This is a genomic window from Litchfieldella qijiaojingensis (assembly GCF_014651875.1).
Taxonomy (GTDB): Bacteria; Pseudomonadota; Gammaproteobacteria; order Pseudomonadales; family Halomonadaceae; genus Litchfieldella; species Litchfieldella qijiaojingensis.
The window spans coordinates 33,481-50,911 of sequence record NZ_BMXS01000003.1 but is presented as its reverse complement, the minus strand read 5'-3'; the positions used below and the strand labels follow the sequence as shown (position 1 = coordinate 50,911).

At 57.1% G+C, this 17,431-nt stretch carries 17 protein-coding genes; 5 read left to right on the top strand and 12 right to left on the bottom strand.

What is annotated here, in order from left to right:
• Positions 1 to 69: 69 nt before the first annotated feature.
• Positions 70 to 1,443 carry a tRNA uridine-5-carboxymethylaminomethyl(34) synthesis GTPase MnmE gene (gene mnmE / locus IE093_RS04390; RefSeq protein WP_189466583.1) on the top strand — a complete coding sequence of 458 codons (1,374 nt, stop codon included), beginning with the start codon at positions 70 to 72 and terminating at the stop codon, positions 1,441 to 1,443.
• A 4-nt stretch (positions 1,444 to 1,447) separates the two neighbouring features.
• Here mnmE and IE093_RS04385 read toward each other — a convergent pair whose 3' ends face one another.
• The 4 genes from IE093_RS04385 to rdgB form a co-directional block, all read right to left on the bottom strand.
• Positions 1,448 to 2,299, bottom strand: coding sequence for a 23S rRNA (adenine(2030)-N(6))-methyltransferase RlmJ (locus tag IE093_RS04385; protein WP_189466582.1), 852 nt, complete (start codon positions 2,297 to 2,299; stop codon positions 1,448 to 1,450).
• Positions 2,300 to 2,380: 81 nt separating this feature from the next.
• Positions 2,381 to 3,055, bottom strand: coding sequence for a YiaD family glycine zipper/OmpA-like lipoprotein (locus tag IE093_RS04380; RefSeq protein WP_189466580.1), 675 nt, complete (start codon positions 3,053 to 3,055; stop codon positions 2,381 to 2,383).
• Between the two features lie 45 nt (positions 3,056 to 3,100).
• The gene (hemW, locus tag IE093_RS04375) at positions 3,101 to 4,267 is read right to left on the bottom strand and encodes a radical SAM family heme chaperone HemW (protein WP_189466578.1); all 1,167 of its coding nucleotides are present in this window, start codon (positions 4,265 to 4,267) and stop codon (positions 3,101 to 3,103) included.
• Positions 4,264 to 4,863 (bottom strand): RdgB/HAM1 family non-canonical purine NTP pyrophosphatase, encoded by a 600-nt coding sequence (gene rdgB / locus IE093_RS04370; RefSeq protein WP_189466576.1) that lies wholly within the window; start codon positions 4,861 to 4,863, stop codon positions 4,264 to 4,266. The genes hemW and rdgB overlap by 4 nt, the downstream gene beginning before the upstream one ends.
• A gap of 399 nt (positions 4,864 to 5,262) precedes the next feature.
• Between rdgB and IE093_RS04365 the strand changes: the two genes are divergently transcribed.
• Complete coding sequence (locus tag IE093_RS04365) at positions 5,263 to 5,946, top strand: LuxR C-terminal-related transcriptional regulator (RefSeq protein WP_189466574.1); 684 nt, start codon at positions 5,263 to 5,265, stop codon at positions 5,944 to 5,946.
• Between the two features lie 121 nt (positions 5,947 to 6,067).
• Positions 6,068 to 7,423 (top strand): sigma-54 dependent transcriptional regulator, encoded by a 1,356-nt coding sequence (locus tag IE093_RS04360; RefSeq protein WP_189466572.1) that lies wholly within the window; start codon positions 6,068 to 6,070, stop codon positions 7,421 to 7,423.
• Positions 7,424 to 7,489: 66 nt separating this feature from the next.
• Here IE093_RS04360 and IE093_RS04355 read toward each other — a convergent pair whose 3' ends face one another.
• Both IE093_RS04355 and IE093_RS04350 read right to left on the bottom strand, forming a co-directional pair.
• Complete coding sequence (locus IE093_RS04355) at positions 7,490 to 7,774, bottom strand: hypothetical protein (protein WP_189466570.1); 285 nt, start codon at positions 7,772 to 7,774, stop codon at positions 7,490 to 7,492.
• 5 nt (positions 7,775 to 7,779) lie between these two features.
• Positions 7,780 to 8,097, bottom strand: a complete 318-nt coding sequence (locus IE093_RS04350) for a hypothetical protein (RefSeq protein ID WP_189466568.1) — start codon at positions 8,095 to 8,097, stop codon at positions 7,780 to 7,782.
• 780 nt (positions 8,098 to 8,877) lie between these two features.
• On the opposite strand from IE093_RS04350, the gene IE093_RS04345 reads away from it, so the two are divergent.
• Positions 8,878 to 10,272: a sigma-54 dependent transcriptional regulator gene (locus IE093_RS04345; protein WP_189466566.1), complete on the top strand. Its 1,395-nt coding sequence runs from the start codon at positions 8,878 to 8,880 to the stop codon at positions 10,270 to 10,272.
• Between the two features lie 80 nt (positions 10,273 to 10,352).
• The gene (locus IE093_RS04340; protein ID WP_189466564.1) at positions 10,353 to 11,468 is read left to right on the top strand and encodes a transporter; all 1,116 of its coding nucleotides are present in this window, start codon (positions 10,353 to 10,355) and stop codon (positions 11,466 to 11,468) included.
• Between the two features lie 63 nt (positions 11,469 to 11,531).
• Here IE093_RS04340 and IE093_RS04335 read toward each other — a convergent pair whose 3' ends face one another.
• The 6 genes from IE093_RS04335 to hemL all read right to left on the bottom strand — a co-directional run bounded on the left by IE093_RS04335 (position 11,532) and on the right by hemL (position 17,326).
• On the bottom strand, positions 11,532 to 12,167 hold the full coding sequence (locus IE093_RS04335) for a hypothetical protein (RefSeq protein ID WP_189466563.1): 636 nt from the start codon (positions 12,165 to 12,167) through the stop codon (positions 11,532 to 11,534).
• A 24-nt stretch (positions 12,168 to 12,191) separates the two neighbouring features.
• Positions 12,192 to 12,893 carry a C39 family peptidase gene (locus tag IE093_RS04330; protein WP_189466561.1) on the bottom strand — a complete coding sequence of 234 codons (702 nt, stop codon included), beginning with the start codon at positions 12,891 to 12,893 and terminating at the stop codon, positions 12,192 to 12,194.
• Between the two features lie 40 nt (positions 12,894 to 12,933).
• Positions 12,934 to 13,317 carry a hypothetical protein gene (locus tag IE093_RS04325; RefSeq protein WP_189466559.1) on the bottom strand — a complete coding sequence of 128 codons (384 nt, stop codon included), beginning with the start codon at positions 13,315 to 13,317 and terminating at the stop codon, positions 12,934 to 12,936.
• A 110-nt stretch (positions 13,318 to 13,427) separates the two neighbouring features.
• Positions 13,428 to 14,423, bottom strand: a complete 996-nt coding sequence (locus tag IE093_RS04320; RefSeq protein WP_189466557.1) for a hypothetical protein — start codon at positions 14,421 to 14,423, stop codon at positions 13,428 to 13,430.
• Positions 14,424 to 14,863: 440 nt separating this feature from the next.
• On the bottom strand, positions 14,864 to 16,021 hold the full coding sequence (locus IE093_RS04315) for a P-loop nucleotide/nucleoside kinase family protein (RefSeq protein ID WP_189466555.1): 1,158 nt from the start codon (positions 16,019 to 16,021) through the stop codon (positions 14,864 to 14,866).
• Between the two features lie 15 nt (positions 16,022 to 16,036).
• The gene (gene hemL / locus IE093_RS04310) at positions 16,037 to 17,326 is read right to left on the bottom strand and encodes a glutamate-1-semialdehyde 2,1-aminomutase (protein ID WP_189466553.1); all 1,290 of its coding nucleotides are present in this window, start codon (positions 17,324 to 17,326) and stop codon (positions 16,037 to 16,039) included.
• Positions 17,327 to 17,431: the final 105 nt, after the last annotated feature.

Below are 17,431 nucleotides of genomic sequence, written 5' to 3'. Positions count from 1 at the left end.
CGCGGGGGTCTGGCGTTTGAGGCCCGCCACCGGGACAATGCCCTCAATCAGCCGTTCAGGATTCGCACCATGTCGCACCACCCCCTATACACCCAGGACACCATCGCGGCGCTAGCCACACCTCCCGGCCGAGGCGGGGTGGGCATCGTGCGAGTCTCGGGGCCAGGATGTCGCGATATCGCCACGACGATACTGGGACACTGCCCAGCCCCTCGCCAGGCTTACTATGGCCCCTTCGGCGGGGCAGAGGGCATCATCGACGAAGGCATCGCCCTGTTCTTTCGTGGGCCGCACTCCTTCACCGGCGAGGATGTCCTGGAGCTGCAAGGTCACGGCGGTCCGGTGATCATGGACTTGCTGCTCGAGCGTTGCGTACAACTGGGAGCCCGTTTGGCCCGCCCCGGAGAGTTCTCGGAGCGCGCCTTTCTCAACGACAAGCTAGACCTGGCCCAGGCCGAAGCCATCGCCGACCTGATCGATGCCAGCTCGAGAACTGCCGCTGAAAACGCGTTACGCTCGCTGCAGGGCGAGTTCTCGCGTCGCGTCGAGGCCCTGGTGCAGCGGCTGATCGAGCTGCGCATGTACGTCGAGGCCGCCATCGATTTTCCCGAAGAGGAAATCGACTTCCTTGCCGATGGTCATGTCGCCGCCAAGCTTGGGGAAGTGATCGCGGAACTGGCCGAGGTGCGCGCTGCCGCCGGGCAAGGGGCGCTGATGCGCGAAGGTATGAGCGTGGTGATCGCCGGACGTCCCAATGCCGGCAAGTCCAGCCTGCTCAATGCTCTCACCGAGCAGGATACCGCCATCGTCACCGAGATCGAGGGCACTACCCGTGACGTGTTGCGCGAACATATCCACATCGATGGCATGCCGCTTCACGTCATCGATACCGCAGGATTGCGCGATACTCCGGATGCCGTCGAGCAGATCGGCGTGGCACGCGCTTGGGCCGAGATCGAGAAGGCCGATCGCGTGCTGCTGCTGGTCGATGCCGCCACTACCCAAGCTACCGACCCGATGGCCATCTGGCCGGAATTCGTCTCCCGTCTGCCGGTACCAGAGCGTCTGACTCTAGTGCGCAACAAGATCGATACCAGTGCCGAGCCCCCCGGGCTCGATACGTCCACGACCCCACCAACGCTGCGTCTGTCGGCCAAGACCGGCCAAGGGCTGGACGACTTGAAGGCCCACCTCAAGAATGTCATGGGCTACAGCGCCACGACCGAGGGCCGTTTCTCGGCGCGGCGGCGTCACTTGGATGCTTTGGATCGAGCGAAGCGAGCGCTTACTAGCGGAGAGGCGCAGCTTCATGGCTACGGTGCAGGCGAGTTGCTTGCCGAGGACCTGCGCGACGCCCAGCAGGCGCTAGGCGAAATCACCGGCGAATTCAGCGCCGACGACCTGCTTGGCGAGATCTTCGGTAGCTTCTGTATCGGCAAGTAGAGCTCTACTCCTCGACCCACCAGCCGCTGCGATAGCGTGCTGAGGCGCCCAGCAGGGGAACGATCTTGGTCATTGCCATCGCCAGTTCCTCCTCCAGCCCCCAAGGCGGGTTGAGCACCAGCATTCCGCTGCCATACATGCCATACGAATCGCTCGGTGGGGCAAGCTGCAGTTCGGCCTGCCATAGCTTGCGCAGCCCATGCTCGCGCATCCGTTCAAGCATTTCGCGATGACGACCAGCGGGCAACAGCGGATACCACACCAAGGCCACGGCATGACGCACCTTTCGCACCAGACCTTGCACAGCCGAAGCGACTTCGTGGTACTCCTCCTTGCGCTCGTAGCTAGGATCGATCAGCACGCACAGGCGCGGGGTGGCCACCGGGAGCATACGAGCCATACCGGCAAGGCCATCGCCGTGAATGCGCCGAGCGTTGGCAGGCAGGGGCTGCACATCCAGGTGGCGATGCTCGCCAGGGTGCAATTCGAACAGGCTGAGTCGGTCCTGAGGCCGCAATGCATGGGCCAGCCACCAGGGCGAGCCTGGGTAATGCGTCAGGCGCTCCTCTTCACCTTGCTGGACATTCTCCACGCCTTCCAGCCAGGCACCGAACAAGGGATCGACAGCACCCAGCTTCCGACGTGCCTGCCACAAGGGCAAGATGCCGGAGCGATACTCCATCAGCTTACGGGTCTCCTCGGCATCCAGTGGATAGCAACCACGGCCGGCATGGGTATCGATATATGTAATGGCCGATTCTTTACGTAAAAGGTGTCGAATAACCGCAAACAGCGTTAGATGCTTATGTACATCGGCAAAATTGCCGGCGTGATAGGCATGCTGATAGGCAAGCATAGTCGCATCCCATAACAGAAAACCCGCGGTGCCGACACGGCCCGCGGGTCATATGGCCTGGATTGACGAGGCCGTACTGGATTACATCTGTTGCTGCATGGGGGTCAGGGTGATCTCGACCCGTCGATTCTGTGCCCGACCCGCCTCGCTATCGTTGCTGGCAACAGGTTGGGTGAATCCGTAGCCGCTCATGCTCAAGCGAGATTGCTGAACGCCCTGCTGGGCCAGATAGTTGCCAACCGATGCGGCTCGCCGCTCCGACAGGCGCTGGTTGTACTCGGCGGATCCCGTGCTATCGGTATGGCCAGCGATATTGACGCGTGTCTCGGGGTACTCCAATAGTACCGCCGAAACGTCGTTGAGGGCCGAACGAGCACTGGGTGTCAGTTCGCTGGAATCGAACCCGAAGGTCACACTACTGGGCATGTTGAGGATGATGTCGTCGCCTTGGCGATCGACACCGATGCCGGTTCCCTGCATCCGCTCACGCAACTGCGCTTCCTGGCGGTCCATATAGGCGCCGATGCCGCCGCCTGCCGCGGCACCCACGGCCGCACCGATCAGGGCACGATCACGCCTACTGGTAGATCCGTCGCCGCTGAGCGCCCCGGCTGCCGCTCCTACCGCTGCCCCGATGCCAGCCCCGGTCAACGTCTTGCTGCGCTGGGTCTGTCCACCATACGGGTCGGTGGTAGCGCACCCTACCAGCAGCATGGCAGCAGCGAGTGGATAGATCAGTCGATATGTCTTGGGCATTGCGTTGCCACTCCTTGGGATTTTCAGGATAGAAAGCCCCCGGCGTCACTCGTCGCTGAGCATGGCCAGAAGCTCATTCAAGAATAATAGACCTTGAGGGGATGCTTGAAGACGTTCGGCATCTTCCACAAGAAGTCCTTTTTTGCGTGCCTCGACCAGGCGCTGCCGCAACCCTTGCGGATCACGCCCAGTATGCGCCTGCCACATGTCCAGTGGTACCCCATCGACCAGACGCAGGGCGTTCATGGCAAATTCCAGCGGTAGCTCGTCCTCCGAAACCTGTGTGCGTCCAGCGACAAACCCACGAGGGTCATTGCAGCGCCGTAGATAGGCTTCCGGCTGTCGGCTCTTCCAACGCCGCTCGACAAGCAGGCGGCCATCGCTGCCTGGGGTACTGATCTTGCCGTGCGCGCCGGCACCAATGCCCAGATAATCGCCAAACCCCCAATAGTTCAGGTTGTGGCGTGACTGTCTCCCTCCCCGCGCGTAGGCGGAGATCTCGTAGCGCTCGAGACCGGCCCTTTCCAGGCGCTCATGCCCAGCGTCCTGGATATCCCACAGGATATCGTCCTCGGGCAATACCGGCGGATGGGAATGGAATTCGGTGTTCGGCTCCAAGGTGAGCTGATACCAGGACAAATGCTCTGGCGACAACGCCAGCGCCGCATCGAGATCGGCCAGCGCCAATTCGAGATCTTGTCCGGGCAACCCGTGCATCAAGTCGATATTAAGATTGTCGAAGCCCGCCCGACGGGCGCTGTGCACAGCCAGATGAGCCTCCTCGGCACCGTGAATGCGGCCCAATGCCTCGAGCTGCGCCGGCTGAAAGCTCTGAACTCCCAGTGATAGACGGTTGATCCCTGCGTCACGATAACCGGCGAACCGCCCTTGCTCGACGGTGCCGGGGTTGGCCTCCAGGGTGATCTCGGCATCCCGGGCAAGGGGCAAGCGTGCCATCAGCTCGGCAAACAGGCGCCGATAGAAGTCGGCCGACATCAGGCTCGGGGTCCCCCCGCCCACGAACACGCTGACCAGCTCACGCTCCTCGACCAAAGAGAGATCGGCGTCGAGATCGGCCAGCAAGGCACCAAGATAGGCCTGCTCAGGCAGGTCTGCGCCACGGCCCACACCATGCGAGTTGAAATCGCAATACGGGCATTTGCGCACGCACCAGGGGACATGCACGTAAAGCGACAACGGCGGCAACTTCATGGCGCGAGCCGCTCCACCAATTCGCGCATGGCACGCCCGCGGTGACTCAAACGATTCTTCTCCTCGGCCGACAGCTCGGCTGCGCTCATGCCACACTCGGGAACCCAGAACAAGGGATCGTAACCGAAGCCTCCATCGCCACGCGGATGGGCCAGAATCTCTCCCTCCCAACTGCGCTGGACGATCAGCGGCACGGGGTCCTCCGCATGGCGCAGGTAGACCAATACGCACCAGTAACGGGCGCTGCGTTCGCCTTCGGCGACCGCGGCGAGAGCCTCCAGCAACTTGCGGTTATTGGCCTCATCGCTCTTCGGCTCCCCTGCATAGCGGGCCGAATGAATACCCGGGGCACCCTGCAGGGCATCGACTTCCAGCCCAGAGTCGTCGGCCAAGGATGGCAGTCCACTGGCACGGCAGGCCTCTCGCGCCTTGAGCAAAGCATTTTCGACAAAGGTCAGGCCATTCTCCTCGACCTCGGGGACGGCATACTCCGACTGCGGTCGCACCGTGTAGCCCAGAGGAACCAGCAGTTCGTGGAATTCACGCAGCTTGCCCGCATTGTCGCTCGCCAGCACCAAGGGTTGCGCGATCATCATCTAACACTCTCGATTGAATGGGCAGTCCATGACATTTTAACACGAATCCAACAAAATCTTTATAAATCATAATATTGGGAAAGTCTCGTAAAGGGTCAGAAACATAACCCAAAAGTACTAAATAACAATTCTGATACATTTTAACGGTAATGATTTTTCTAGCCCATGGGCATGGCCAGAAAGGAAAAATAGCAAAACAATATCTACAAATAGCTGTTTTAAAACAATATTTTTATCGTCATGAAGCGACAGCCAAATTTCAGGAGGAACGAAAGATCAGAACAGCTATGTAACTCAACTTTACAAAAGTGCCTTGAGGGTCAACGCTTACTACGTAGGCTTAGGTCAAAGACATCATACCAACAACCTGTAGCGCATCATAATCGTGGGGCAGACATCATGGGCCAAGGAAAAGGGATGGTGCTGCTGGTGACGGACAGCAACCCGCAGTCACAGCTTTTCATCGACTATATCCACGAACAGCTCGACTGCCCGGTGACGGCTGTCGCTCCTCATGGCGAACTCGGAGAAATCAAGCAGGAGCGCGCCGTATTGCTGCTCGATGCCGATCACGTCGATGACGACACCATGCAAGCGTGGCAAGCTCAGGTCGCCGAGCATGAGAATATCGCCATGGCGGCCTTCAACCTGCGCGACGAGGATCACTCCGCCGACGTACTCGCCACCTTGCACCTACAGGGAGTCTTCTATCGCAGTGACGATCTGATGCTGATCTGCAAGGGGATTAGCAAGCTTATGGAAGGTGACCTATGGATGTCGCGCACCCTGATGACGCGGCTCATCGATTTCTATCGTCGCCAGCAACGCAATGCCTATCGACCCGTTTGCGGTTTGACCCACCGTGAGCTTGAAATCATCGGCCTGCTGGGCTCGGGGGCATCCAACTCGGAGATCGCCGAACGTCTGTTCGTCAGCGAGCACACCGTGAAGTCGCATCTCTATAACATCTTTCGCAAGATCAAGGTGCACAACCGGATCCAGGCCATGAACTGGGCACGCCAGAACCTGGTGGCAATACCACCCAGCCCCGGCAAGCAACATCGTAGTAAGGAAAGCCTCTAGCGTCGTACTCCTGCTAATCAGCCGAGAACTCTACTCCCCCAGGGTCTTCTCGATCGATTGGAACTTCAGTTGGGCAACATAGGGATATCAGGGACTCCCATCTGAAAAGCGAGATTGACAAATGGATGATACCAAACGGTTATTGCTAGTGGGTGAGTCGGAATCAGGCTTGAGCCCGTTCGTCCGGGATATCGTCGGTCGGGGATGGGACGTTCGCCATGCCAGCGATTTCGGCCATGCCAATGAAGTTCTCGATGAGACACCCTGCGATGTCGGACTGGCATATCTGGACTTTCATCAGTTCAACGGACAGACGGAAACGGAACGTTTTCTGTCATCCACTCCTCTTGAGTGGATAGCCCTGATCGACCAGCCGACTCTGGATCGCGGGGATATATGCCATATGCTGCGGCAGTTGTTCTATGCCTATCACACCTTACCGGTCGACGCGGAGCAGATCGACTGTCTGTTGACACATGCCATGGCCATGTCGCAACTGTCGCTTTCAACGAGCGGTGGCGATACGTTACCGTCACATGAATACGAAATGGTCGGCACCACGCCGGTCATGCAAAAGCTGTTCAACACGATTCGTCGCGTGGCTGCAGTCGATGCCCCAGTGTTCATCAGCGGCGAATCGGGTACCGGAAAGGAACTCGCAGCGCGCGCCATTCATGAACGTTCTCAGCGTGCCGATGGTCCCTTTATCGCCGTCAACTGCGGGGCATTACCCAGCAACCTGATCCAGTCGGAACTCTTCGGACACGAAAAAGGGGCCTTCACCGGCGCTAGTCAAAGGAAGACCGGACGCATCGAGGCTGCACAGGGAGGCACGCTGTTTCTGGACGAGATCGGCGACCTTCCGCTGGATATGCAGGTCAATCTATTACGCTTTCTGGAAGACCACCATATCCAGCGGGTTGGCGGGCTGAAAGAAATTCCCGTGGATGTGCGTATCCTTGCAGCGACTCATGTCGACTTGGACAAGGCGGTACAGGAAGGGAGTTTCCGCGAAGATCTATACCACCGGCTCAATGTATTGCAAGTAAAGATTCCAGCTCTTCGTGAGCGCCAGGAAGACATTGAGGTATTGGCCCGATTCTTCTTCGATAAGTTTTCCGATGAAAAGTCATTGCAGGTAAAGGGCTTCAGCCAGGAATCACTGGCACTGATGCGCCACTACGACTGGCCCGGCAATATCCGCGAACTCATCAACCGGGTACGCCGTGCCATGGTGATGTGCGAAAACCGGTTGATTCGACCCATCGACCTGGGCCTGGAGCGACGCAAGTCGACACGCCATGCCATGACCTTGGAACAGGCGAGGGATAACGCCGAGCACGAAGCCATCAAGGCGGCCTTGGCACGTAACAAATACAAGATTCAAAATGCCGCCAAGGATCTCGGTGTCTCGAGAGTCACGCTTTATCGGCTGATGGACAAGCACAGTATCGGACGCCAGCAAGGCACGACTTGACCTGAGTCGAACCGGATCATTGAAGACGCCGCCCCTTCAGGGGCAGCGTATGACTGTGGTTGACGATTACAACTGATAGGGCATGCGGAAATTCAGCGTCACATCCGAGGCATCATCGGTGAGGCCAATGCCAACATTGGTAACGATAGATGTCTTGTGGCTGAGCGCATAAGTAGCACCGACGTTGACCATCCCCACATTGGCATCGCTGCCGATGACCACTTCCCCTGGTTCGACACCTAGCTTCAGTTGGGGATGATCACTCGCCAAGACACAAACGGACACAAAACCAAAGCCGGTTAAAATCATAAGTATCATCGATAGTGGTATGCCATTCGCGATCCTGTTCATGGCAATCACCTGAATGAGTCGGTCGTCACGGCATTCTTCTGGATATTCCCTATGCCGGTAGACTTCTGCTGACCGGTACTGGATCCGGTTTTTCCACTTTGGCTTTCATCCCATAGAATCACCCCCCAACGATCGCTCATCTCCTGCTCGTTGACGGGCACATAGCGCCCCCGAACGGTATCGCGATGCAAATTGTTGAGTTCAGCAGCAACCGACGAGGCAGCCGAAACTACCAAGGCTGCGATCACCGCATGCAAGGCAATCCTTGCCCTTGCTCCCCCGGTGCGATGTTCACTTCGTGGAATGCTGTGCCTGATATTCATATCGGCGCTATCGTCGGTTATACAGTGACAAAGGCAATAACCATGCCAACCTATAAATTATTGATTTTATTAAAATTTAAAAAATCGAAGAGAAAGGAAGTGTTAACACTCCGAAACAATAGATGGAAAGATGCCAATCCTATCGCGGGGTTAACTCTGCCAAGTGCTCTGTAGTAGGCGCTGAGCGGCATGGTGCGGCAAGTGTAACACTGATGATACAAAAGGCAGGGAGTGAGTGCGGTGTAATCGTATAACTTATTGAATAAAATAGATTTATCGAATCAAATTTTAACTGTTGTAGTGCTATGTGATAGCGCTGGAGGTGATCTATTCCTTGTTTGGCATGAGGGCTTCGGTCATCGGCGTCGAGAAATCGGTAAGTCTCTCGGCGCATCCGGCTTGGTTGGGTAGGAAGAAAGGGCATCATGAGAAATTCAGTCTTTCTCATGATAGATAGTCCATCACGAGACGCAAAAAAACATAACTTTACAAATATGGAAGGGCAACCCAAGCTTACTCACTAACTCCTATCCAGGAGATGAGATGGGATGGGATAAATCGGGACGACTTGATGAGTGTCGCCTATACTGCGTCATATTCGGAATTCAAGATAAAGAAATTTACATTATTTATCGACAATAGTCATAAGACTGTCATAACGAGCTTCTTTTATCTATTTTTCAGCAAGATACGCAGGCGAGGGAAACGACAATCACGACGCTATTGGCTTCTCGTGAAACAAAAGACGTAAATTGCCATTATATCAAGGAGATAGGTGTAATGGAAAAGTCCAAGCGGCTGCTGTTGATCGACGAGTCTAAGAGCGACCGCCATGGCATTCGCAAGCAGATGGCCATGTGTGGTTGGGAGATGCGGCATGTCATGACGATAGAAGATGCCAACCAGCTCCTGGTGAAGGAACGATTTGAAGTTGGGTTGATATCGCTTCCTCTCGATATTGCCCCCTTGCAAAGCGCCTTGGAATCCTTGGTCGATTGTCACGATATCGAATGGGTGGCAATCATCGAAAGAAATTACCTCATGCACGATGGTGTCAGAAAAGCTCTCAGTCAGCTTTTCTACGCTTATCATCTCGTGCCGGTTGACTATCGTCAGCTCGACTGTCTACTTCATCATGCGATGAACATGGCTCATTTATCCAACCATACATTTCTCATGAGCAAGGTGGTCACTCACGACCATGAAATGGTCAGCGAAACCCCGTGCATGCAGAAGCTTTTCGAGAACATCCGCAAGGTGGCAACCGTGGATGCCCCAATATATATCAGTGGCGAATCGGGAACTGGAAAGGAATTGGCAGCGCGTGCCATACATCAATATTCACGCCGCACCGAAGGACCCTTTATTGCCGTCAACTGCGGTGCCTTGCCCAGCGAGTTGATTCATACAGAACTCTTCGGACATGAGAAAGGCGCTTTTACCGATGCCAACCGGCGAAAAGTCGGACGTATCGAAGCCGCTTCCGGTGGCACACTGTTTCTGGACGAGATCGGCGACCTTCCTGTCGACATACAGGTCACCCTACTTCGGCTCCTGGAAAGTTACCAGATACGCCGTTTGAGCGGTATGGATGAAATCCGGGTTGACATTAAGGTCATTGTCGCCACACATGTCGATCTGGAAAAGGCCATCGATGAAGGACGTTTTCGAGAAGACCTCTATCATCGACTCAATGTCCTGAGGATACACATGCCACCGTTAAGAGAGCGTCCCAAGGACATAGAGCTGTTGGCTAACCTATTCTTCCAGAAATTTTCCAAAGACAAATCGGAAAAATTGCAAGGATTCAGCCAAGAGGCCTTGGAGTGCATGAAGAATTATAAATGGCCCGGCAATGTAAGAGAGCTGATCAACCGGGTGCGCCGCGCCATGGTCATGTGTGACAACAAGTATATCACTCCCGAAGACCTGCAACTGGAAACCCATTGCACATTCGATAATGTCATCACCCTGGAACAGGCCCGCGACCTGGCGGAAAAGCGAGCGCTGCAAACGGCTTTGATACGTAATAACAACAAGATATTGCATGCTGCCAAGGAACTCGGAGTTTCTCGGGTAACGCTATATCGACTCATTGACAAGCATGGGATCAACAGAGATGAAATCCTGTATGGAAAAAATCAACCAGACAATCCAATGAACAAAAGAGCCTGAAGAATCAACACACCATGACTTTCAATACCCTCTATAAAATGGTGAAGAAATGGTAACCGGAAAAACAAGGGATCATGATCATGAAACATACAAGACACATTGCGGTTTACGCCACTAGCATCTTTTTCCTGACATTTTCAGGTAGCCTGCTTGCGCAAACCGAAGAGACGAACGACGATGCCACGGCTAGTGGCGTTCAAGCACAACAGGGTCCGGTCGGTCAGGCCCCCCCGGAACAGGATGTACAACCCGAAGTGCAGACCATCTCCGACATCGGCGGCGTGTTGACGCCACGCGGACGACTGGTACTGGAACCTTCCCTGCAGTATTCACATGCCAGCGTCAATCGCTTGACCTTCCGCGGCGTCGAGATCCTGAGCACGTTGCTGATCGGGGTGTTCGAAGCGGAGGACGCCGACCGTGACGTCTGGACCGCGGCACTCACCGGTCGCCTCGGGGTTACCGACCGGTTGGAGTTGGAGCTCAAGGTGCCCTATGTCTATCGTGACGATACCCTCTTCGCTACCGTCGCAACGACGGAAGGACAGAGTGAATTCGATATCGATCGGGATCTGTCCGGCGACGGTTTGGGCGATATCGAGGTGGCGGCCCACTACCAGATAAACAGCGGTCGGGGTGGATGGCCCTATTTCATCGCCAACCTGCGCTACAAGTCGGCCACCGGCGACGGCCCCTTCGATATCCGCCGCGACGCCGACGGTATCGAGCAGGAACTGGCGACAGGCTCGGGGTTCCACTCGATCGAGCCCAGTATCACCATGCTCTATCCCTCCGATCCGGCCGTCTACTTCGCCAACCTGGGGTACCTGTTCCACCTCGAGGACAATGTCGACCAGCAGATCACCAACGATATTCGTGTCGGCGACGTCGACCCCGGCGACGCTGTACGCATCAGTTTCGGCATGGCTTACTCGATAAATCAACGCTCATCCTTCACCTTGGGATTCAAGAATGACTTTATCGGCAAGACCAAGACACAATTCATCGACTCTGATACTGGAAACACTACCACCGTCAGGTCGCGTTCCTTGAATATTGGCTCATTACTTCTCGGCTGGTCATACCAGGTCAATCAGAACACTTCGGTCAATCTGTCGCTCGAGCTGGGCGTCACCGACGATGCACCGGATACCCTACTGACATTTCGCATGCCATTCGGCATGGGGATGTATTGAGGATGCCGACATCATCCACCAGCAGGTATTATTGGGAGGACCTGCTGGTGGATAGGCCCAATATTAGGGCGAGAGCGAATTGAGAAGCTGGGCGCGAGACGTGGCACTGCGTAGGGCGTCAAGATTGTTGATCTGGATATCGATCTTGAGCTCGTGCGCAATCTGTCGATGGGAGGCATCGCTGACCACGCTGCCGACGATTGAATTCTGGGTAATATTATGCAGGGCTGCAGTAAAGCCTTTATGATCATTCAGCGCAATTCCCGCGAACTGATTCAGCCCTGGAACCTTGATATTTCCCGGGGTAAGTTCGACGATCGATTGCCTCCCATGGGGGTTGACCAGCACCGCCTGTCCAGTGGGATCGACCAGAGACTGGGAAAGGACTTTTGTCCCGGCTTCGGAAATATCCATCATGGTCTGATAGAGGATGTCGTCGACCATGGTGCGCAGCGTGGCACCGAAATTGAGATTGAGCCCAGCGATGGAGAAACCACCGCGCATTACCCCGAGCGCCTCTTCGTCGATCACCACGGCATTGGCATGGGCATAGACATCGTGACCGCCCATACCGCCCATGGCCGGTTGCACGCCAACGTCGCTCCAGAATCCTGCTGCCTGGCTCCCCGAACCCGACATCAACAACACCATCGACACCACCAGCGACTTGACTCGATGACTGCTCCGGTTGTTGCTCATGACGATCACTCCTGCCTTGTCGGCTTATCTGCCCAGTTCATTGGGGCCGGGCAGCAGTAATAGAGAAGTGCCAAGGCCTGCGCGTCGCATGCCCTGGCTAAGCGGCGATGGAGGGAGGATCTTCCAGTCGCGCTCATGATTGAAGTAATGCTGGGCGACCTGCATCTCGGCCCTTGCCCCGAGCACGGTACCTTGCCACAGCGTCTCGAAGTGCTTTCTGGGCACCACCACGCTGCCCACCGCCGGGTCGCCGACCAGAACGCTGTCCTCGTCCATGCCCTTGATCACCACGAAGTGCTTGTAGCCCCCGGTATTGATCAGGGTGATCGCCGGGGCACCGATCTTGAGATAGTCATCGAGCTTCAACTTGAAGCCATCCGAATCCAGTCCCTGGCTGTCCAGATAGCGCTTCATGTCGAGCATCGAGAAGCCCTGGGTCTGGATCTGCTCACGATCACCGTGCTCGATCATGAACTCGAAGACCTCGGCCTCTGTGGTCTCTCGCCCATAGTGATAGGTCAGTAAGGTCGCCACCGCGGCTGCCCCGCAACTGTAGTCGTATTGCTGGCGAACCACATGATCCCAACGCATTTCGTTGCGGCTCTTTGCCTCGACGTTGAACGACCCGAAGGGGCCGGCGATTGTGACCTGTCCGGCGCCGGCGTCACTCGCTATGGTCAACAGCACCATGCACAGGGCCAACAAGGCGGCTTTGGGCGTGGTCATTGCTATCCTCCCCGTCATTCATTCGTCGCAACCTGTCATTTCATTGCGGCGCATACACACTGATGCTGACACCCAGGGCCACGGCATTGCTATTGCCGGTCATCATGTTGAATAGCCCCACACCGGAGAAGTTATCCAGCGCCTGGGCCTCGACGGTGATACCACCCGACATGATGGTGCCCGCGGTGAAGGAGGCTTCGCTGACCGCCGACTCGAGGTGCTGGATGCTCTGAACGTTGACCAGGTTCTTGAATCCTTCCCGTCCACGTAACTGTTCCAGCTCCTGAATATCGACACTACTGCCCAGCGAATCGAAACCCGACGCACCAACGATTTCCTCGGCACCAGCGGTTACCGCCATGCCCGTCATTCCGGCCAGGAAAAGCCCTATCAGCGATCGCCGCAAGATCGACGGAATGTTCATGGAATGCACTCCTTTTCTCGTGGTTTCCACCCATCCCTGCTTGCCGCGGAAAAGGGACTGGCGGAATCGATCCGCCAGTCCGATCCACGGACGGCAAGCCGTCCTGACCATTAGTTACCGATATTGACGTTGCTGTGTGCAGCCACGTTGGTTGCCGCCAACTGGGAGTTATAGATACCTGTGGACAGGTTCATGTTGGCGATCCCGCCGAAGGTGCCAGCACCCGCTTGCATAGTGGCAGCACCAGTTGCCAGAGTGGCGTTGCCGCCGTTGCCGCCGTTGCCGCCGTTGCCGCCGTTGCCGGCAGTGGCAGTAGCATCGCCGCTGGTGCCGGTACCGCCACCGCCACCGCCGCCGTTGCCGTTGCCGCCGTTACCAGCCAGGGCATTACCGCCGGCGCCACCTGCGCCACCGGTCCCGGTTCCCGTACCACTGCCTGAACCGGAGCCACTGCCGGCACCACCTGTTCCGCCTGTAGCCGCTGAGCTGGAAGTGGCATCGCCATTGGTGGTATCACCAACCGTGGCGGTATTGGTGTTGTCGTCGTCGAAGTCTTCGGCGACGTTGGCTGCTACGCCGAGTGCCGCTCCTCCGTTGGCACCGGTATCGCCATTGGTCGAGGAAGCATCACCTCCTTGCCCGGCACCGACACCCAGCCCCAGGCCCACACCAATGCCATCGCCGCCGTCATCACCGTCACCGGCATTGGCCTGGCCGCCATCACCGCCATTGCCAGTACCGCCAGCTCCGCCGACACCGACACCGGCCGATACGGCCAGGGCATCGCCGCCATTGGCACCTGTTGCTGCTGCCGCACCGGCCCCCCCAATGACGGAAATACCAGCGCCAGAGACGGTGGAGTTCAATTCCTGCAGAGCAACAACACTGGTGGAAGTGTTGAAGGACTCACTCCAGGCATTGGCATTACCGCCTTGTCCACTCGTACCGCCATTGCCGGATGAGCTTCCACCCCCGGCGGCCATAGCAGCCGAGTTGACCTCTTGATCGACTTCGTCAGCTACGCCTGAAGAGGGGTTGGCATGGGCGGTGGAAATCGCCATTACCAACGCCAGAACGGACGTTCCCGCTAGTACATACTTATTCATGGTGTGTCTCCCTATCATGCATGACGAAACATCCCCATGACGCAAGCAAGAGTGTTCGAACCGCCGTCAGTGCGATGTCATTGGCCGCGGCTGCGCATCGCAGACTACGGCGTTTACTCTTGCTTACAGTCACTTGCTATACAGCACAATGCATGCCAGGGAGAACAAGAGGACTATTAACTTTTTAAAATCAATGCGTCACATAAGTAACTAATGTGCAAGATTGGGCATGGCAGCGATTCGGCCAGCCTCAATCGGCGATCTTGTTTCATTCGCTATACACAGCGGTTTGTCAGGAAAAAGCCATTCGCGGTAAATCACTTCCCGAATAAGAACTTAACAATTCAGTTACCATTACCGATTTTGTGACACTTACCGGAATGCGGCGGGAAGGATGTTGCTCAGGTGAGATAGAGGAGGGAAAAAACAGCCACCCGCGCTCAAGGCAGGCGCATATGCTGATGAATCAATTCGACCAGATTTTCGGAGGCATTGGGAGCCGTGGTATCCAAGTGCACGAGCTGGTGTCGCTCGTCATCGGCAAAAGGATCGCGCTCAGCGAGTTGCTGCTCGAGTACGGCCAACCCGGCTACCGGAGATTCGCCAGCGCGGCGGGCACGCTTTTCGATACGCCTCCTCAGGTTAGCGACATCGGCTTCGAAACTGACCATCAATACCGGCAGGCCTCTGGCTTCGGCTTGCTCGCGCAGCAGTTCACGCTGTTCTTGCTTCAGGCAGGTAGCATCGATACATGTCGGCAAGCCGGATTCCAGCAATATGCCGGTAAGCTTTGCCAGTTGGCGGTAAGTCTGGCGCGTCGCTTCGGGAGTATAGATATCCACAGCCTGTCGATGGCTGTCGGCCTGTGGAAAAAGACTGTGCAAGCGTTTGCGCTCCACATCCGAGCGCAGGCGTATGCTGCCCAGCCTTCGTACCATCTCGCCGGTGAAACGGCTCTTGCCGCTCCCCGAGACACCGACGCCGATGACCAGGTAAGGGAAGCGGAATTCAGCGTATCGCTCAGCGAGTGTCAGATAATGGCGAAAGACATCGAGACGATCGTCGGCATCGCTCTGCCAGGCAGCCTTGGCCCACGCTACGGCGTGATACAGCTTGTAATGATCAAGTAGCCGGACCAGTTCGTAGTCACCGGAAAGCTCCAGATAATGGTTCAAGGCATGCCGGGAAAAAGTAATTCCCCCACACACCTCGAGAGCCACCAGCAGATAGGCCAGGTCACAAGCGACATCGCACCCTCGCCATTCGCCGCCCCCTATCTCGCGGACGCAGCCGTCACGACGTCGGCTTACGAAGGTCTCATGAAGGCGGCGATGTGCCTCCTCGGCCCTGATCGAGAGCGCTTGCAGCCGCTGTAGGTCCGACTCGTCTCGCAGGCGTTTCTCGAGCCAAGCGAATTCACGGGCCAGCAGGCGTTCCGTGGCCTCGGGGGAACCAAGCTCGGAGTCCGCCGCGACTTGCGCGGCTCTCTCATGACAGTTTTCCAGCCGCTCGACCAACTCGTCGATCGACGCGAGCGACAACTCGCCACGCCGTGGCAGATTGCCGAGCAGGGGATGATGGCCGATCGACTCGTTCACTAGCGGTTGCTCCTTTCAGCGCCGGGTCATGGACGCGAAGACTGCCTCTGCTCCATCCAGGGTCGCTTGGATGTCTTCCGGCGTATGCGCACTGGACATGAAACCGGCCTCGAAGGCGGAAGGCGCCAGGTAGACTCCCTGATCGAGCATCGCTGAGAAGAAGCGTCGGAAGGCCTCGGCATCGCAAGAGGTGGCCTGGGCGAAGTTTTCCACCTGAGATTGTTCGGTGAAGAATACGCCGAACATGCCGCCCGCGCGCTGGGTGATCATGGGCACTCCAGCGGCATCGGCACGCTCCTGAAGCCCATTGCATAGGGTCTCGACGCGCTGTGCCAAGGCATCATGGAAGCCCTCTTCGCGGATCTTGGAAAGCAGCGCGATGCCCGCCGCCATGGCCAGTGGGTTCCCGGCCAGAGTACCCGCCTGATAGACCGGTCCCAGCGGCGAGATTCGTGACATAATCTCACGCTTTCCGCCGAAGGCGCCGACCGGCATGCCACCACCCACGATCTTGCCCAGGCAGGTCAGGTCGGGAGAAACACCGTAGTGTGCCTGCGCTCCGCCCAACGCCACGCGAAAACCGGTCATGACCTCGTCGAAGATCAGCACGCTATCGTACTCGTTGCAGACCCGGCGCAAACCTTCCAGGAAACCAGGCACCGGCGGAATGCAGTTCATGTTCCCGGCCACCGGCTCGACGATGATACAGGCCACCTCGTTGCCGATCTTGGCAAAGCACTCCTCCACTGCTTCGAGGTCGTTGTAGGGCAGGGTCACGGTATGCTCGGCCAGCGCCGCCGGCACCCCAGGGGAACTGGGCTCGCCGTGGGTCAGGGCACCGGACCCCGCCTTGACCAGCAGTGAATCCGAGTGGCCGTGATAGTTGCCCTCGAACTTGACGATCTTGTCGCGTCCAGTATGGCCCCGCGCCAGTCGGATCGCCGACATGGTCGCCTCGGTACCGGAATTGACCATGCGTACCAGATCGATACTAGGCAGGATCTCGCAGATCAAATCGGCCATACGCGTCTCGATGGCCGTGGGCGTACCGAAGGAAAGGCCATCGTCGAGCCGCTCGCGTACGGCGGCAAGCACCTCCGGATCGGCATGTCCGGTGATCATCGGCCCCCACGAGCCGACATAGTCGATGTAGCGCCGGCCCTCGACATCGAACAGATAGGCCCCCCGGGCACGCTCGATGAACACCGGTGGCCGATCCATGCCCTTGAAGGCGCGCACCGGCGAATTGACCCCGCCGGGAATATGACGGCAAGCCTGTTCGAAGAGCTGTGCGGAAGTGGTCATGGAAGCCTCTCGCGTGTTGGAAAATGTAGGATCTGTGGATAACTCTCTGGACAGTGCGAATAACTTCTCGTGATCAGCTTGTGGATAACCCTTGAGTTGCCGCTG

Excerpts from the sequence above, each read along its gene's own strand:
- mnmE (WP_189466583.1), top strand. The coding sequence starts at position 70 with ATGTCGCACCACCCCCTATACACCCAGGACACCATCGCGGCGCTAGCC.
- IE093_RS04385 (WP_189466582.1), bottom strand. The coding sequence starts at position 2,299 with ATGCTTGCCTATCAGCATGCCTATCACGCCGGCAATTTTGCCGATGTA.
- IE093_RS04380 (WP_189466580.1), bottom strand. The coding sequence starts at position 3,055 with ATGCCCAAGACATATCGACTGATCTATCCACTCGCTGCTGCCATGCTG.
- hemW (WP_189466578.1), bottom strand. The coding sequence starts at position 4,267 with ATGAAGTTGCCGCCGTTGTCGCTTTACGTGCATGTCCCCTGGTGCGTG.
- rdgB (WP_189466576.1), bottom strand. The coding sequence starts at position 4,863 with ATGATGATCGCGCAACCCTTGGTGCTGGCGAGCGACAATGCGGGCAAG.
- IE093_RS04365 (WP_189466574.1), top strand. The coding sequence starts at position 5,263 with ATGGGCCAAGGAAAAGGGATGGTGCTGCTGGTGACGGACAGCAACCCG.
- IE093_RS04360 (WP_189466572.1), top strand. The coding sequence starts at position 6,068 with ATGGATGATACCAAACGGTTATTGCTAGTGGGTGAGTCGGAATCAGGC.
- IE093_RS04355 (WP_189466570.1), bottom strand. The coding sequence starts at position 7,774 with ATGAACAGGATCGCGAATGGCATACCACTATCGATGATACTTATGATT.
- IE093_RS04350 (WP_189466568.1), bottom strand. The coding sequence starts at position 8,097 with ATGAATATCAGGCACAGCATTCCACGAAGTGAACATCGCACCGGGGGA.
- IE093_RS04345 (WP_189466566.1), top strand. The coding sequence starts at position 8,878 with ATGGAAAAGTCCAAGCGGCTGCTGTTGATCGACGAGTCTAAGAGCGAC.
- IE093_RS04340 (WP_189466564.1), top strand. The coding sequence starts at position 10,353 with ATGAAACATACAAGACACATTGCGGTTTACGCCACTAGCATCTTTTTC.
- IE093_RS04335 (WP_189466563.1), bottom strand. The coding sequence starts at position 12,167 with ATGAGCAACAACCGGAGCAGTCATCGAGTCAAGTCGCTGGTGGTGTCG.
- IE093_RS04330 (WP_189466561.1), bottom strand. The coding sequence starts at position 12,893 with ATGACCACGCCCAAAGCCGCCTTGTTGGCCCTGTGCATGGTGCTGTTG.
- IE093_RS04325 (WP_189466559.1), bottom strand. The coding sequence starts at position 13,317 with ATGAACATTCCGTCGATCTTGCGGCGATCGCTGATAGGGCTTTTCCTG.
- IE093_RS04320 (WP_189466557.1), bottom strand. The coding sequence starts at position 14,423 with ATGAATAAGTATGTACTAGCGGGAACGTCCGTTCTGGCGTTGGTAATG.
- hemL (WP_189466553.1), bottom strand. The coding sequence starts at position 17,326 with ATGACCACTTCCGCACAGCTCTTCGAACAGGCTTGCCGTCATATTCCC.